Source organism: Boseongicola aestuarii (genome assembly GCF_900184815.1).
In the GTDB taxonomy this organism is placed as follows: domain Bacteria; phylum Pseudomonadota; class Alphaproteobacteria; order Rhodobacterales; family Rhodobacteraceae; genus Boseongicola; species Boseongicola aestuarii.
This window is the reverse complement of sequence record NZ_FXXQ01000005.1, coordinates 186,219-200,165: the sequence shown is the minus strand read 5'-3', so window position 1 is coordinate 200,165 and position 13,947 is coordinate 186,219. Positions and strand designations below refer to the sequence as shown.

At 60.8% G+C, this 13,947-nt stretch carries 14 protein-coding genes; 5 read left to right on the top strand and 9 right to left on the bottom strand.

Annotation, left to right across the window (positions count from 1 at the left end; all coding sequences use genetic code 11):
- Positions 1-8: 8 nt before the first annotated feature.
- The 9 genes from BOA8489_RS09405 to BOA8489_RS09365 all read right to left on the bottom strand — a co-directional run bounded on the left by BOA8489_RS09405 (position 9) and on the right by BOA8489_RS09365 (position 8,834).
- Positions 9-863, bottom strand: a complete 855-nt coding sequence (locus BOA8489_RS09405) for an SMP-30/gluconolactonase/LRE family protein (RefSeq protein WP_093973765.1) — start codon at positions 861-863, stop codon at positions 9-11.
- Entirely contained in the window at positions 860-1,465 is a 606-nt protein-coding gene (locus tag BOA8489_RS09400) for a 2-dehydro-3-deoxy-6-phosphogalactonate aldolase (RefSeq protein ID WP_093973764.1), read from the bottom strand. Before BOA8489_RS09400 ends, BOA8489_RS09405 begins: the two co-directional genes overlap by 4 nt.
- On the bottom strand, positions 1,462-2,373 hold the full coding sequence (locus tag BOA8489_RS09395; RefSeq protein WP_093973763.1) for a 2-dehydro-3-deoxygalactonokinase: 912 nt from the start codon (positions 2,371-2,373) through the stop codon (positions 1,462-1,464). The genes BOA8489_RS09400 and BOA8489_RS09395 overlap by 4 nt, the downstream gene beginning before the upstream one ends.
- Positions 2,373-3,140, bottom strand: coding sequence for an SDR family NAD(P)-dependent oxidoreductase (locus tag BOA8489_RS09390; RefSeq protein WP_093973762.1), 768 nt, complete (start codon positions 3,138-3,140; stop codon positions 2,373-2,375). Before BOA8489_RS09390 ends, BOA8489_RS09395 begins: the two co-directional genes overlap by 1 nt.
- Before the next feature lie 104 nt (positions 3,141-3,244).
- Entirely contained in the window at positions 3,245-5,326 is a 2,082-nt protein-coding gene (locus BOA8489_RS09385; protein ID WP_176440256.1) for an alpha-galactosidase, read from the bottom strand.
- A complete protein-coding gene (locus BOA8489_RS09380) occupies positions 5,326-6,174 on the bottom strand; it encodes a carbohydrate ABC transporter permease (RefSeq protein ID WP_093973761.1) in 849 nt (282 codons plus the stop codon). Before BOA8489_RS09380 ends, BOA8489_RS09385 begins: the two co-directional genes overlap by 1 nt.
- Positions 6,174-6,530, bottom strand: coding sequence for an MmcQ/YjbR family DNA-binding protein (locus BOA8489_RS09375; protein ID WP_093973760.1), 357 nt, complete (start codon positions 6,528-6,530; stop codon positions 6,174-6,176). Before BOA8489_RS09375 ends, BOA8489_RS09380 begins: the two co-directional genes overlap by 1 nt.
- Positions 6,527-7,450 carry a carbohydrate ABC transporter permease gene (locus BOA8489_RS09370; RefSeq protein WP_093973759.1) on the bottom strand — a complete coding sequence of 308 codons (924 nt, stop codon included), beginning with the start codon at positions 7,448-7,450 and terminating at the stop codon, positions 6,527-6,529. Before BOA8489_RS09370 ends, BOA8489_RS09375 begins: the two co-directional genes overlap by 4 nt.
- A 118-nt stretch (positions 7,451-7,568) precedes the next feature.
- Positions 7,569-8,834, bottom strand: coding sequence for an ABC transporter substrate-binding protein (locus tag BOA8489_RS09365; RefSeq protein WP_093973758.1), 1,266 nt, complete (start codon positions 8,832-8,834; stop codon positions 7,569-7,571).
- Between the two features lie 151 nt (positions 8,835-8,985).
- Between BOA8489_RS09365 and BOA8489_RS09360 the strand changes: the two genes are divergently transcribed.
- The 5 genes from BOA8489_RS09360 to lnt all read left to right on the top strand — a co-directional run bounded on the left by BOA8489_RS09360 (position 8,986) and on the right by lnt (position 13,945).
- Positions 8,986-9,798: an IclR family transcriptional regulator gene (locus tag BOA8489_RS09360; protein WP_093973757.1), complete on the top strand. Its 813-nt coding sequence runs from the start codon at positions 8,986-8,988 to the stop codon at positions 9,796-9,798.
- Positions 9,798-10,856, top strand: coding sequence for an ABC transporter ATP-binding protein (locus tag BOA8489_RS09355; RefSeq protein WP_093973756.1), 1,059 nt, complete (start codon positions 9,798-9,800; stop codon positions 10,854-10,856). The genes BOA8489_RS09360 and BOA8489_RS09355 overlap by 1 nt, the downstream gene beginning before the upstream one ends.
- Before the next feature lie 159 nt (positions 10,857-11,015).
- Positions 11,016-11,531, top strand: coding sequence for an rRNA maturation RNase YbeY (gene ybeY / locus BOA8489_RS09350; RefSeq protein WP_093973755.1), 516 nt, complete (start codon positions 11,016-11,018; stop codon positions 11,529-11,531).
- On the top strand, positions 11,531-12,418 hold the full coding sequence (locus BOA8489_RS09345; RefSeq protein WP_093973754.1) for a transporter associated domain-containing protein: 888 nt from the start codon (positions 11,531-11,533) through the stop codon (positions 12,416-12,418). The genes ybeY and BOA8489_RS09345 overlap by 1 nt, the downstream gene beginning before the upstream one ends.
- A 3-nt stretch (positions 12,419-12,421) precedes the next feature.
- Entirely contained in the window at positions 12,422-13,945 is a 1,524-nt protein-coding gene (gene lnt, locus BOA8489_RS09340) for an apolipoprotein N-acyltransferase (RefSeq protein ID WP_093973753.1), read from the top strand.
- The last annotated feature ends 2 nt before the right edge of the window (positions 13,946-13,947 follow it).

Genomic DNA, 13,947 nt, shown 5'->3' with positions numbered 1-13,947 from the left:
ATAGGAGGTCATAGGAGGACTTGGTGTTCGGCCTGGCCTTTGGTGGTGGTTTCCATCGAAAAAACTTTGCCGTGGTCGCCTGATTTGGCGCGGTCTGCCTCCGTCACGCGACCCCCGGCGGTGGTGCAGAAGAGCGTTGTGAGGTCGGCTCCTCCGAAGGCGGGGCAGGAGGTGTGGGCGGCGTTGATCTTGACCTCATCGAGGAAGGTGCCGTCGGGGGCATACTTGGCGATGCGCCAGCCGTTCCACTGGGCGTTCCAGATGTTGCCATCTGCGTCGATGACCGCGCCGTCTGCGCCGAAGGGTTTGCCAGAGAGGTCGAGCCAAACCTCAGGCTCGCCTGTGGGCCAGCCCTCGGCGTCGAGGGAGACGCGTTTCATCAGGTTGTCGATGGTGTCGCAATAGTAGGCCTGGGATTTGTCGGGCGTGAAGCAGATGGCGTTTGGGATGGTGATCTGGTCGAAGAGGGGGCGTATTTCGCCTTTGTAGTAACGATAGATCGTGCCTGCGGGGGTGCGTTCGTGTTTCGCCATGGTGCCGATCCAGAAGCCGCCATAGGGGTCGGCGCGCCCGTCGTTGGAGCGGGTTTCGGGGTTGTCGGCTTCAAGCGGAACGATGTCTTCCTGGGCTCCGGTTTCGACGTTGAAGCGGAAGAGGCGGGTTTCAGAGGCGGCGAGGAGGTGGGTGTCGTCGACCCAGCCTGCGGCGGAGACGTCTTCGTCAAAGCTCCACGTGCGGGTTTTGCCGTCTTCTCGGGTGTGGAGTTTCTGGCCGTGGATGTCGAACCAGTAGAGTTGGCCGCGCAATGGGTGCCATAGCGGGCCTTCGCCGAGTGAGCAGATGGTGTCGTCGTAGATGTTCATGCGGTAATCTCGTCCCATGCGGCGACGGTGTCGCGGGCCTTGGCGGCGATGTCTGCGACGGGGTCACCCGGTTTGTAGAGGAAGGAGCCGAGGCCGAAGCCGTTTGCGCCGGCTTTCAGCCAGTTGGCGAAGTTTTCGGGGCCGACGCCGCCGACCATGTAGACTTGGGTTTCGGAAGGCAGGACGGCGCGCAGGGCTTTGAGGCCGTCTTGCCCCATCTGGAAGGCGGGGAAGACCTTGAGTCCATCCGCGCCCCATTTCAGGGCGTTGAAGCATTCGGTTGGCGTGAGCACGCCCGGAAAGGAGTGCATTCCCAGGGCTTTGGTTTCTTTAACGACGGATTTGTCGACGTTGGGGGAGACGACGAGTTTGCCGCCTGCCTTGCGGACCCGTTTGACATGTTTAGCGGTCAGCACCGTGCCGGCGCCGATCAGAGCGTGTTTGCCGTGGGCCTGCGCCATTCGGGCGATGCTTTCGAAGGGGTCGGGCGAGTTCAGGGGGACTTCGATGCGGTCGATGCCGGCGTCGATGAGGGCGGCGGCGACGTCTGCGGCTTCGCGGCGGTCGATGCCGCGCAGGATGGCGATCAGGGGGCGGCTCATTCGGCTGGTTCCTGTGTCAGGGCGCGAGCGGCGCTGAGGCCTGCAAGCGTGGTTTCTTTGGCGTCGGCGATGTGGCTTGGCGCGCCTTGGGTCTGGAGGGCTGTGGCGTAGTGTTCCGAGAGGGTCGGATCGCCGATCAGGACGATGTTCTGCCCGAGCCAGTAGGGGCGCGCGGCGGCGAGTTCGGCGCCGATAAGGAGGCCCGAGAGGCGGGCTTTGGCGCGGCCGGGATCCGTGGCGTTCAGGAGTTGGTCGGCGCGGATGGCGAAGAGATTGGCGGCCATGGCTTCGGGGCGCGACAAGGTGTCGGTGACGGCTGTGGCGAAGGCCTCGTCGTGCCAGCCCGCGCCGACAGAGTGGCGCAGGACAGAGGTTTTCGCAATGAGACCAAAGAGTTCCCCGGTCATGAAGGTGCGGAAGGAGACGACTTCGCCCGCCGAAATGTGGACCCATTTGGTGTGGGTGCCGGGCAGACAGGCGACGCCGTCGAAGTTGGGCATGGCCGCTAGGAGGCCTGCGATCTGGGTTTCTTCGCCGCGCATGACGTCGGGGGTGTCGGTCTGTTTCAGTCCGGGGATGACGTGGACGTTGATGCGGGGATCTGCGGTTTGGGGTTTGGCGAAGGGTTGACCGTGGGGTTTGCAAGGGACGGTGCCATAGGGGGCTTCGACCCAGCCCTGACGCGCGCCGACCATGCCGCAGGCGAAGACGGGGGTTTTGGCAGTGCCAAGCCAGGGGTTGATGAGGGCAAGGAGGGCGGGTTCGAACTCGGGCTTCGTGAGCGATCCCATGCCCTTGTCGGATGTGGCCTCGGCGATGGCCTGATTGTCGCGCATCGCCCATGCGCGCAGGTTCGACGTGCCCCAGTCGACGGCGATCCAGTCGGCGTATGTGGTGCGGCCTGACATTACCCGGTGACGACCACGCCACCATCAACGACCATGGCTTGACCTGTCATGGCGCTGCTGGTTTTGGAAGCCATGAACAGCACCGGGCCGACAATGTCGTCGGGTTTCAAGTGTTCTTTCAGACACATACGTTCCATGTGTTTGGCGAGGCCTTCCGGGGTTGCCCATTTGTCCATCTGTTTGTCGGTCAGGACCCAGCCGGGTGCAATAGCGTTGCAACGGATATTATCGGGGCCGAACTCGCGGGCCATGGAGCGGGTAAGGCCGTTGATGCCGGAATTGGCCGAGGTATAGGCGGGGTAGTCGCCCATACCCATCATGTAACTGATTGAACTGAAATTGATAATCGAGCCGTGTCCGGCTTTTCGCATGCCGGGGATCACGGCCTGACCGGCAAAGAAGTAGGCTTTGAGGTTGATCGCCATCATCCAGTCCCAGAAGTCCTCGGTGACGTCGAGGGTATTGTGGCGTTCGTCGTTGGCGGCGTTGTTGACGAGGGTGGTTATGGGGCCGTGGGCCTCGGTTGCCTCGGCAACGCGTTGTTTCAGAAGGTCTGTTTTGGTGATGTCGCATTGCAGGAACAGCGGGCGGTTGCCGGTTTTTGCTTCCATTTCGTCGACAAAGGCGGAAGCGTCGGAGCGGCCGACGAAAGCGACCTTCGAACCCTGGCGGAGGAAACCTTCGGTGAGGTTCGCGCCGATGCCGGAGCCGCCGCCGGTGATGAAGACGGATGCGTTTTTCAGGTCAGGGAAGATGGCGTCGGTCATGGTGAATGCCTTGTCTGTGGAGCGTCGGTGTTACGTTGGTGCGTTGGTGCGGGGCGTAAGAGATTATTAGCCTCCGGCGGTGGTATTTTGAAAAGGGTGAAGCATTAAAGGCGTTCTCCTTCGACAACCCACATGGTTTCGGGGAAGGACCAGGGGAGGGTGAGGCCATGGCTCATGAGGTACTGGCCGGACAGGGTGACTGCGCCTTCTTTGAGGGCCGGGGTGCCGCGTGAAAGGGTGGAGGCGGACGTGCGGTTGATGAGGGTGACTTTGTAAAGCGCGTCCCGATCCAGGCGGGTGAGGCGCAGGGGGCGGGGGACGATCTGGGTGGAGGTTGTCGCTTTGCCGGCGAAGACCACGAAACGCGTGCCGTCGCGGGCGGCTTGTTGTTCGGCGATGACGGCGGGGTCCGAGCTGTCGAGGCGCAGGATGTCGGCGGTCGTCATCCAGTGGCGGTTGTGTTTCCACCATGCGGTGACTTCGGTCAGAACGGAGACTTCGTCGGCCGTGAGTTCGCGGGGGTCCATCTCGAAGCCCATGTGACGCTGGGCCGCGACCCATGCGCGAAAACGGATGTCAAGGTGGCGGCCCGAGGTGTGGCAGATGCGGGGGCCGACGTGGCTGCCGGTAATGGCGGCAGGCAGGAAAAGCGCGGCGTTGTGCTGCATCTGGAGGCGCTCGAGTGCGTCGTTTGAATCGGAAAGCCAGACGCGTTGGGTGCGCTGGAGGATGCCGAAGTCGATGCGCGCGCCACCAGATGCGCAGCTTTCAATTTCGACGTCCGGGAAGTCGGCGCGCAGACGATCGATAAGCGCGTAGGAGCCCCGGGTTTGCGACGCGTCGGGCATGGGCAACACGCGGTTGTGGTCCCATTTGATGTAGTCGATCGGGTATTCGGTAAGGATAGCGTTCATGCGGTTGTAGATGAAGTCGCGTACGTCGTCGCGGGACATGTCGAGGGCCATTTGCTGGCGACCGAGGATTTGATCCTCGGACCCGGCGGCCCAGTCGGGGTGGGCGCGGAACAGGTTCGAGTTCGGGTTGATCATTTCCGGTTCGAACCAGATGCCAAAAGCCATATCGAGGCTGTGGATGTGGTCAATGAGCGGGTGCAGGCCCTCGGGGTATTTCCGGGGGTCGACTTCCCAGTCCGACAGGGATTGCGTGTCGTCGTCGCGGTTGCCGAACCAGCCGTCGTCGAGGACGAAGCGTTCTGCTCCAAGCTTGGCGGCGCGGTCGGCGATGTCTTTCAACACGTCGAGTTTGTGGTCGAAATAGACTGCTTCCCAGCAGTTGTAGTGCACCGGGCGTGGGCGGTCAGCGTGGGGCCAGGTGACGATGCGGTCCCGGACCTGACGCTGGTAGCTGACGGCGACTCCATTGAGACCGTCGGAGGAATAGACCGCGTAAAGGGGAGCGGTCTTGAAGTGGGTTTGGGGTGCCGGTTCCATGCGGGCGGCATGGCCGAACTGAATTTGGCGGCGGCCGTCGGGGAGTTCCTCGGCGACCATGCGGTGACCGCCGGACCAGCCGTAGTGAAAGCCCCATGCTTCGCCTTGCGTGTTGGTCGCGCCTGCGCCCAGCACGATGAGCGCGGGGAAATGTTCGTGGCCTGTGCGCCCGGTGCGGTTTTCACGGTAGCGGATGCCCGGAGACCATGCGGTCTTGTTCAGTTGGAATTCGCCGCACCAGCGCCCGGAGACGTCGATCATCTCGGCACTGTTTTGCGGCGCGGGCAGGACCGGGGCCGACAGCCAGTGAAGGTGGACGGGGGTGGCGGCGTTGATCTCGGATGTCAGTGTCAGGACGTGGGTTTCAGGGTCCAGCGCGATTTTCGCGGTATAGGTCAGTCCGTTGTCGGCATCGGCGTAGGTGAGCGCGAGGGACTGTTCGGTGGTTTCCTCGCTGGCGTAGCAGAATTTCGGCAAAAGTGGTGTGCCGTCGTGGCTGCGCAGGATCAGGCCCGGCTGACCCGGAAAGGTGCGCACGGCTTCCGGGCAGATTGAAAGATCGGGGTTCTCGTCGAGCATGCCGCCGGTCACGTCGAGGCGATGGGCCTCGGCCAGCGTTTCGAGGGTTTCGTTGCTTGGCAGCGGCGCGCCCCAGTAGATAACTTCCGGCAAGCGCGCGCGACGGGCGGCCAGGACAAGTGTCTGCCGGTCGTCGTCCAGTCTCCAGGTTTGCATTATTTCACGGCACCAAGTGTCAGGCCTGCGATGAAGTGCTTTTGCATGAGGAAGAACATCAGCACGGGGGGCAGGGCAGCGACAATAGAGCCCGCGCTCATCAGATGATAGGCGGCGCGGAATTGCGCGTTGAACGATGTGATACCGGCGGTGACAGGCTGGCTTTCGGGGCCTTGCGTCAGCACCACGGCCCAGAAGTAGTCGTTCCAGATGAAGGTGAAGATCAGCACAGCGAGGGCCGCGAGGGCGGGTTTCATCAGCGGCAGGACGACGTACCAGAAGATACGCCATTCCGCGATACCTTCGACGCGGGCCGCTTCGATCAGCGGGAAGGGCAGTTGGCGGATGAAGTTTCGCATGAAAAGGGTGCAGAACCCGGTCTGAAAGGCGATGTGGAACAGGACGAGGCCGGTTTTCGTGTTGTAGAGCCCCATGTCGAGGGTGAGGTCGCGCACGGGCACCATGAGGATCTGAAACGGCACGAAGTTACCCGCGACGAACATGAAGAAGATCCAGATGTTCGATTTGAAGTTGTAGATGCCAAGGGCGAAGCCGGCCATTGCCGAAAGGGCGACGGCACCGATCACTGTCGGGATGGTGATCAGGAACGAGTTCAGCATGTAGCGCGGCATGTCGGAGTTGAAGAACACCATGCCGTAGTTGGTGAAGCCCTCGAATGAGCCGGGCATGCCCCAGTAGTTGCCTTGGGTGAAGTCGGTGTCGGGTTTGATCGAGAACACGGCGACGGCGATCAGTGGCAATAGCCAGACGATCAGCGCGATCGGCAGGAAGGTTTTGTAGGCGATCTGATTTGCGACGGGGCGTTTCTGGATTGGGGTAGGGAACATCAGATGGCCTCCTCGCGGGTGGGCAGGGTGCTTTGGGCTTTTTTGGTGAGGCCCGAGCGGATGGTGTCGTAGCTGACGGCGATCCGGTGTTTCAACTCGTCTTTTGTGGTTGTGTTGGGCAGGTGGATCCAGCTTGCGTGCATGTATGGCGCCTTGGTGCCGACGCCTGCGTCTTTCAGCATGGTCGCTGTTTCAAGGTCGGGGCATTTCACCGAGATGCCTTTGTCGTTGCTGCCCATGAGGGCGAACATCTTGCTGCCGACTTTCCAGACATCGTCGCCGGGGCCGAAGGGTTCGGACCATTCCGCGCCCGGCATCGCTTTGCAGAGTGCGTTTGCTGTGGCGCGGAAAGTCATCGCGCGCGCTCCTCTTGCCACATGGACCACAGGAAGTAGGCGATGAAGACAAGCATGATGAGGAACAAAACGACCGCGATGGCCGCGCCGTAGCCCATGCGGAAGCCGAATTCGGCGAGAGCTTTTTCGAACATATAGAACGACAGCACGCGGGTCTGGCCGAAGGGGCCGCCGTTGGTCATGATCGAGATAAGATCGAACGAGCGCAGAGCGCCGATGATCGTCACGACGAAGGCGATGAAGGTCGCGGGCTTCAGTTGGGGAACGATCACATACCAGAGCATCTTCCAGCCCTTTGCGCCATCAAGGCGGGCGGCTTCGACCTGTTCGGGGTCAACGGCGTTGAGGCCTGTAAGGTAGAGGATCATGCAATAGGCGGTCTGCGGCCAGAGGCCTGCGGCGATGATGCCGTAGGTGGCAAGTGTCGGGTCTCCGAGGACGTTGATGGGGCCAAGGCCAACGAGGCCGAGGATACCGTTCAGAAGGCCTTCGTTGGGCAGGTAGAACCATGAGAACACCAGGCCGACGACGACTTGTGAGATCACGAAGGGAAAGAAAAACAGGGACTTGTAGAGGCGGATGCCGGTCACGGTCTGGTTCAGGAACAGTGCGATGAAGAGGCCTGCCGGGATGGCGAGAAGGTAGAACACCAGCCATTTCACGTTGTTCCAGAGCGAGACTTCAAAGGCGGGGTCGTCGGCCAGTTGGACGTAGTTATCAAGGCCGACCCAGGTTTTCTCGCCCAGGCCGTCCCAGTTGTAGAAGGACAGGTTGATCGACTGGAAGATCGGAATGATGACGTAGACCGCGAAGAACAGGATTGCCGGCGCGAGGAACAGCCAAGGGGTGACGGCGATCTCGTTGCGCTTGTACCAGCCTCGGCCCTGACGGTCGATTTCGGTTTGCGGAGCTAATGTCATGGATGGTTCCCTTCGCTCGGGCGGCACATGCGGAAAGCCCTTTTCGGGGGATTTGCGGATGGGTCGCGTGGGGCGGTGGGGGTGGCCGGGCAACCCAGAGGTCGCCCGGCCGAAGTCTTTACTGATAGACGCGCTGACGCACGCTTTCGAGGCGGTTCAGGATGTCGTCCAGATTATCAGGGAACACCATGAATTCCTGGAAACCCTGCATCGCTTCGGCGGCCATTTCAGCCGGGAAGTCGCGGTCGAAGAACTGCGCAACACCGCCCGGGCTGTTGGTCGAGAGCATCGCGAAGCCTTCGTTCAGGAACTTGTCGTTGTCCACAGCCGAAGCTGCGTTCACCGGAAGCTGGCCTAGGTTCTGACCGTTGTTGATTTCGGTCTGAACGTTTGACGAAACAACGAAGCGCAGGAATTCACGTGCGGCTTCCTTGTTGGTGGCACCCGACGGTATGTGGAAAGTGTCGGTTGGCGCATCTTCCGCCAGTGCAACGTCCGGGTTGATCGCCGGGAACTGGTAGAAGTCCAGTTGGTCGTCGGTAAGGCCTGCTTCGCGCAGCGGTGCTACGGCGAAGTTACCCATCAGGTAGCCGGCGCTTTCGCCGTTGACCATGAAGGGCAGGGCTTCCTGCCACGAGTAGTTCTGGTGGTTTTCGACGAAGGCACCCATATCGATCAGCTCGCGCCAGTTGGCGAAGGTCTGACGCACGCGGTCATCGGTCCATTCGACATCGCCTGCGGCCATGTCCATGTGGAAGTCAAAGCCGTTGGTGCGCAGGTTCAGGTAGTCGAACCAGCCGCCAGCCGTCCAAAGGAATTTGGAGCCGATGGTGAAGCACGAGCGACCCGAGTCGACGATGGCCTGGCAGTTTGCCTTGAACTCGTCCCAGTTGGACGGCTCGGACAGGCCCAGCTCTTCGTAGATGTCTTTGCGATAGTAGACACCCCACTGGTAGTACGTATACGGCACGCCCCACTGTTTGTCGTCGATGGTCATCGCGCCTTTGGTCGAGGCCAGATTTTCGGCGATTTCCGGTTCGGCCCAGAGGTCCGATACGTCTTCGAACAGGCCAGCTTCTACGTAAGGGCGCATCCGGTTCGCAGCATACCATGTCGCGACGTCTGGTGCGTCAGCGGTCAGGAAGTTCCGGATTTGCGTCTTGTACGCTTCGCGGTCAATCACGGTCGTCTCGATGTTGAGATTCGGGTGAATTTCAGCGAAATCCGCGATCATCGCTTCCATGGTCGCACGGGGCGCCGGGTTCGATGTGTCGAGGAAGATTTTAAGGTCGCCAGACAGGCCGTGGCCGTCTGCGATTGCCCCGCCTGCCGTGATGGCAGTGAGGCCGAGCGCCGCGACGGACGCCTTGAACATGGAACGCATTGGTTTCCTCCCTGAGAGTTCCATTATAATTTGAGTTCCATTATTTGAAACTCGGTTTTGCATATTGAAATCTTAACACGGAATCGGTAAGGGTTGTCAACAGGCCGCAGAAGGAGACGCTGAATTACAGCGCGCGGCAAGGGAGGATAGCATGGCTGATCGTTCGGCCGGGGACGGAACCGTCGGAAAAGCACTGGAAGTGCTGGATCGCGTTGCCGCGTTCGGTCGTCCCGTGCGGTTTACCGAATTGCTGGAGGACTCTCCGTATCCGAAGGCCACGCTTTACCGTTTTGTTCAGACGCTGACCAATCAGGGCATGTTGTCGTACGACTCCGAGCGGCAGACCTATGCGATGGGTATCCGTCTGGTGCGGCTGGCGCATGTGGCCTGGCGGCAGTCGTCTTTGGCGCCGATGGCGCGCCCGCATCTGGATGCTTTAGCCGAAGAGGTGGGCGAGACGGTGCATCTGGCGCAACTCGATCATGCACAGGTGCTTTATGTCGACAAGCGCAATGCAAGTCGGCCGGTCGAGATGTATTCCTCGGCGGGCAAGGTCGGTCCTGCCTATTGCACCGGCGTTGGCAAGGTGATGCTGGCCTATCTGGACGAGGCGGTCTTGGCACCCATACTGGAACAGCAGAGCTTCCACCGGTTTACCGAGCATACTTTGACGGATGCAGAAGCGCTGAAAGCCGAGTTGCGTGCGATCCGCCAGATCGGGTACGGATTTGACCGCGAAGAGCATGAGCCGGGCATCATCTGCGTCGCCGTGCCGATCCTGACGGCTGGCGGGCGTGCGCTGGGCGCGCTTTCGGTGACCTCGACAACCGAGCGTAATTCTCTGGCGGGCCTTGAAAAGCGCGTCTCCCGCATTCAGCAAGCGGCCCGGTCCATCGCGCAGGTATCGCGGGACTGGGGTTTTCCGGACCAACATTCATCCAACAGACAAGTGGAGACCAACTGATGTCAGGCGTAACGCTTAATGAAGTGATCAAACGGTACGGTGATGTTCAGGTGATCCACGGTGTGGATCTTGAGATCGAGGACGGCGAGTTCTGTGTCTTCGTCGGGCCGTCGGGTTGCGGCAAGTCGACACTATTGCGCATGGTTGCGGGGCTGGAAGAGACCACGGGTGGCCAGATCAACATCGGCGCGCGGGATGTGACGCGGCTTGATCCAAGCGAACGCGGTGTGGCGATGGTGTTCCAGACCTATGCGCTTTATCCGCATATGACGGTCGGCGAAAACATGGGGTTTGGCCTGAAGATGAACGGTCACCCGGCGGCCGAGATCAAAGAGAAAGTGTCGGAAGCGAGCCGCATTCTGAAGCTTGATCCTTATCTGGATCGCAAACCGGCGGCCTTGTCGGGCGGTCAGCGCCAGCGTGTGGCGATCGGACGTGCGATTGTACGGGGGCCGGAAGTCTTCCTTTTCGACGAACCCCTGTCGAATCTCGATGCGGAATTGCGCGTCGAAATGCGTGTCGAAATTGCGCGTCTGCACAAGGAAATCGGTGCGACGATGATTTACGTTACACACGATCAGGTTGAGGCGATGACCCTGGCCGACAAGATCGTGGTGTTGCGTCTGGGCGTTATCGAGCAGGTCGGAGCACCTTTGGATTTGTATCGTGATCCCGACAACAAATTCGTTGCAGGCTTTATTGGTTCGCCTGCGATGAATTTCATGAAAGGCACGGTCAAGGGCGGTGTGATCGAGGTTCCCGCGCTGGAGATGACTGTGAATCCTGACATCACATTGCCATCCGAGGGGACGGATGTGATCGTCGGTTTGCGCCCCGAACATGCGGCGATCGACAGTTCCGGCGATGCCTTCACTGTCGAACTGACCGAGGCGCTGGGCGGAGTCAGCTATGCCTATCTGACGGCGAAAACGGGCGAAAAGCTGATCATCGAAGAGCGCGGGGACACGCGTTCCAGCATCGGCGATACGGTGAGTCTGAGTTTCGAGATGCGGCGGATTTATGCTTTCAACGCCGAGACGGAAGCGCGGATCAGATAGGACGGGTGCCTCCGGCGGGGATATTTCAGCCAAAAAGAAGCGATAATCTAAGACAAATTGCCCTTTCTTTGCGACTGAAAAATCCCGGGTTGAGCGCGTTCAGCGCGAGGGGCAGAGCCCCTCTGGCGCTACGTCAGGATTATTGGCAGAAGGCGCGGCATGAGCGTGGATGTAATCATTGAGGACGACCGCTGGGGGACGGCGGGGCTTGAGGCGTTGGCCGAGCGTGCGGTTGGGGCGACTTTGCGGCATGTGGGATTGGAGCCGGAAGCGTGGGAGATTGCGGTTCTGGCAGCGGATGATGCACGTATTTCGACTTTGAACGAGGGGTTTCGCGGCAAGGCGGCTGCGACCAATGTGTTGTCCTGGCCTTCGGCGGAGCGTGGTGCTTTGGCAGAGGGGATGCGGCCGGATTTGCCGGTTGGCGATCCGGAGTTGGGCGACCTTGCACTGGCCTTTGAAACCTGCGTCGAAGAAGCCGCAGCGGGCGGTCTTGCGTTTGATGCCCATATCACCCATCTGGTCGTTCACGGAACGTTGCATATTTTGGGCTACGATCATGTGAGAGATGGTGATGGTGACTTGATGGAAGCCACCGAAATCGCGATACTTGAGGCACTTGGAATTGCGGACCCCTATTCGGGGAACGGTTCCGGGGGTGATGGAAAGGATTGATGGGCGAACAGGGCGAAGGGTCCTCTGGTGCGGCGCAAAGCGCGCATGAGGGTGACGAGGATGAGAGTTCGAGGGGCTTTTTCGGACGCATTATTGATGCGCTGAGCGGCTCGGACGAGGCAGGAGATGACTCGCGCCGACCTCGGTTGGTCGAAGGGGGCGCGTCTTTTACCGGCGGACTTGCGAACCTGACACGCTTGCGCGTCGAGGATGTGATGATCCCGAAGGTCGAGGTCATCGCCGTCTCGAACGACATTGCGAAAGACGATCTGGTTGCGGTCTTCGCTGAAAGCGGACTGACGCGTTTGCCGGTATTCAAGGGAACATTGGACACGCCGGTGGGCATGGTTCATCTGAAGGACTTTGCGTTGAAGCACGGCTTCAACGGCAAGGGAGAGCGGTTCGTTCTGTCCAAGATGCTGCGGCCCTTGCTGTATGCGCCGCCGTCGATGCCGATCGGGGTTCTGTTGCAGAAAATGCAGACCGATCGGATGCATATGGCGTTGGTGATCGACGAATACGGTGGCGTTGACGGTCTGGTGACGATCGAGGATCTGATCGAGCAGGTCATCGGCGAGATCGAGGACGAGCATGACATCGCCGAGGGGCATTTCTGGACCGTAGAGTCGCCGGGATGTTATCTGGCGCAGTCGCGCACACCGATTGACGATTTCGAGGCGGAGATCGGAGAAAAGCTGATCGAGCCGGAGATGGAAGAAGAGATCGATACGCTTGGCGGTCTGGTCTTCATGCTGGCGGGTCGGGTGCCTGCCCGGGGCGAGGTCGTGAAGCATCCGGGCGGCGTTGACTTCGAGGTCGTTGATGCGGATCCGCGGCGGATCAAGCGGCTTCGGGTTCGATTTCGCACAGCTAAGGCGGCCGAGTAGAGCGTGAGCAGGCGCAGACTTCTGGGGCTGTCGTTTCTGGCGGGGGTGCTGGCGGCTTTGGGGCATGCGCCGTTTGGGCTTTGGCCGGTGTCTCTGGCCGGTTTTGCTTTGCTAATTTGGTGTGTTGCCGGGGCGCTGCCCCGGACCCCGGGATATTACAGCCAAAAAGAAGGGCATCGAGCTTTTGCGGCGTGGGCGGCCTGGGCCGGGGGGGTCGGGTATTTTGCGCTGTCCTTGTCGTGGATTGTCGAGCCGTTTCTGGTCGATGTGGCGCGACATGGGTGGATGGCGCCGTTTGCGTTGGTATTGATGGCCGGTGGGCTGGCGTTGTTCTGGGCGCTTGCGGGTTGGATCGGGGCCGGGCGGGTTTTGATCTTTGTGGTGGCTTTGGCGGCGGCTGAGATGCTGCGGGGGCATGTGTTGACCGGGTTTCCCTGGGCGTTGCCGGCTTACGTTTGGGCGGACACGCCGATGCGGATGCTGGCGTCGCTGGTCGGGCCTTATGGGTTGAGTTTCATCAACTTGTTTCTGGCCGCTCTGCCGGTTTTGCTGCGGGGACGGCAAGGCCCGCGACCGATTTGGCAGGGGACGGGTATTCTGGTCTTGTTTCTGGCCGTGGCGGGGTTGCAGGGGTATGGGCTTTTGCTGAAGGCCAGTCCTCAAAGCAGTTATGATCTTGGGACGGTGCGACTGGTGCAACCCAATGCGCCGCAGGATGAAAAGTGGGATCCCGAGCGGGCGCATCTTTTTGTGGAGCGTCAGATTGGGTTTACGGCGGCACCGAAAGAGGGTGTGGATCTGATCGTCTGGCCGGAGACGGCCTTGCCTTATCGGCTGGATCGCGCGGCGCCGGTTCTGGGGCAGATTGCCGGGGCGGCGGAAGGTGTGCCGGTGGCCACGGGCATCAACCGGAGCGAGGCCGGGCGCAATCACAATGCATTGATTGTCATCGGGGCCAATGGGCAGGCCGGGGAAGTGTATGACAAAGTGCATCTGGTGCCGTTCGGGGAGTATATTCCGTTCGGGCAGGTGGCGCAGCTGGTGGGCCTCAGGTCATTTGCGGCGCGGGACGGCTATGGGTTTTCGCCCGGGGCGGGCGTTCGGTTGATCGAGACGTCTTTGGGCCGGGCTTTGCCGCTCATTTGTTATGAGGCGATATTTCCAGGGCATGGGCGCGGGCTGGAGCGGCCCGACTATCTTTTGCAGATCACCAATGATGCGTGGTTCGGCACGGTCTCGGGGCCGTATCAGCATTTGGATCAGGCGCGGTTTCGTGCCGTGGAGCAGGGCTTGCCTTTGATCCGCGTGGCGAACACGGGCGTGTCGGCGGTATTCGATGCGACGGGCGAGGTGGTGTCGTCTCTGGAGCTGGGCGAGGCGGGGTTTGTGGATGTCGCGGTGCCGAAGGGGCGCGGGGCCACGCTTTATGCGCGCAGTGGTGATCTTCCTGTGGCCGTTTTCCTTTTGGTAACTCTGGGCGCGCTAACTGTCGCGGCGCGGCGCAACGGGATTGCAAAGCCTTCGTGAAG

What these genes read in the sequence shown, in the direction of transcription:
- ybeY (WP_093973755.1), top strand. Translation starts at nt 11,016, where the DNA reads ATGAGCGTGGATGTAATCATTGAGGACGACCGCTGGGGGACGGCGGGG.
- BOA8489_RS09345 (WP_093973754.1), top strand. Translation starts at nt 11,531, where the DNA reads ATGGGCGAACAGGGCGAAGGGTCCTCTGGTGCGGCGCAAAGCGCGCAT.
- BOA8489_RS09370 (WP_093973759.1), bottom strand. Translation starts at nt 7,450, where the DNA reads ATGACATTAGCTCCGCAAACCGAAATCGACCGTCAGGGCCGAGGCTGG.
- BOA8489_RS09390 (WP_093973762.1), bottom strand. Translation starts at nt 3,140, where the DNA reads ATGACCGACGCCATCTTCCCTGACCTGAAAAACGCATCCGTCTTCATC.
- BOA8489_RS09400 (WP_093973764.1), bottom strand. Translation starts at nt 1,465, where the DNA reads ATGAGCCGCCCCCTGATCGCCATCCTGCGCGGCATCGACCGCCGCGAA.
- BOA8489_RS09405 (WP_093973765.1), bottom strand. Translation starts at nt 863, where the DNA reads ATGAACATCTACGACGACACCATCTGCTCACTCGGCGAAGGCCCGCTA.
- BOA8489_RS09380 (WP_093973761.1), bottom strand. Translation starts at nt 6,174, where the DNA reads ATGTTCCCTACCCCAATCCAGAAACGCCCCGTCGCAAATCAGATCGCC.
- BOA8489_RS09355 (WP_093973756.1), top strand. Translation starts at nt 9,798, where the DNA reads ATGTCAGGCGTAACGCTTAATGAAGTGATCAAACGGTACGGTGATGTT.
- BOA8489_RS09360 (WP_093973757.1), top strand. Translation starts at nt 8,986, where the DNA reads ATGGCTGATCGTTCGGCCGGGGACGGAACCGTCGGAAAAGCACTGGAA.
- BOA8489_RS09395 (WP_093973763.1), bottom strand. Translation starts at nt 2,373, where the DNA reads ATGTCAGGCCGCACCACATACGCCGACTGGATCGCCGTCGACTGGGGC.
- BOA8489_RS09375 (WP_093973760.1), bottom strand. Translation starts at nt 6,530, where the DNA reads ATGACTTTCCGCGCCACAGCAAACGCACTCTGCAAAGCGATGCCGGGC.
- BOA8489_RS09365 (WP_093973758.1), bottom strand. Translation starts at nt 8,834, where the DNA reads ATGCGTTCCATGTTCAAGGCGTCCGTCGCGGCGCTCGGCCTCACTGCC.
- BOA8489_RS09385 (WP_176440256.1), bottom strand. Translation starts at nt 5,326, where the DNA reads ATGCAAACCTGGAGACTGGACGACGACCGGCAGACACTTGTCCTGGCC.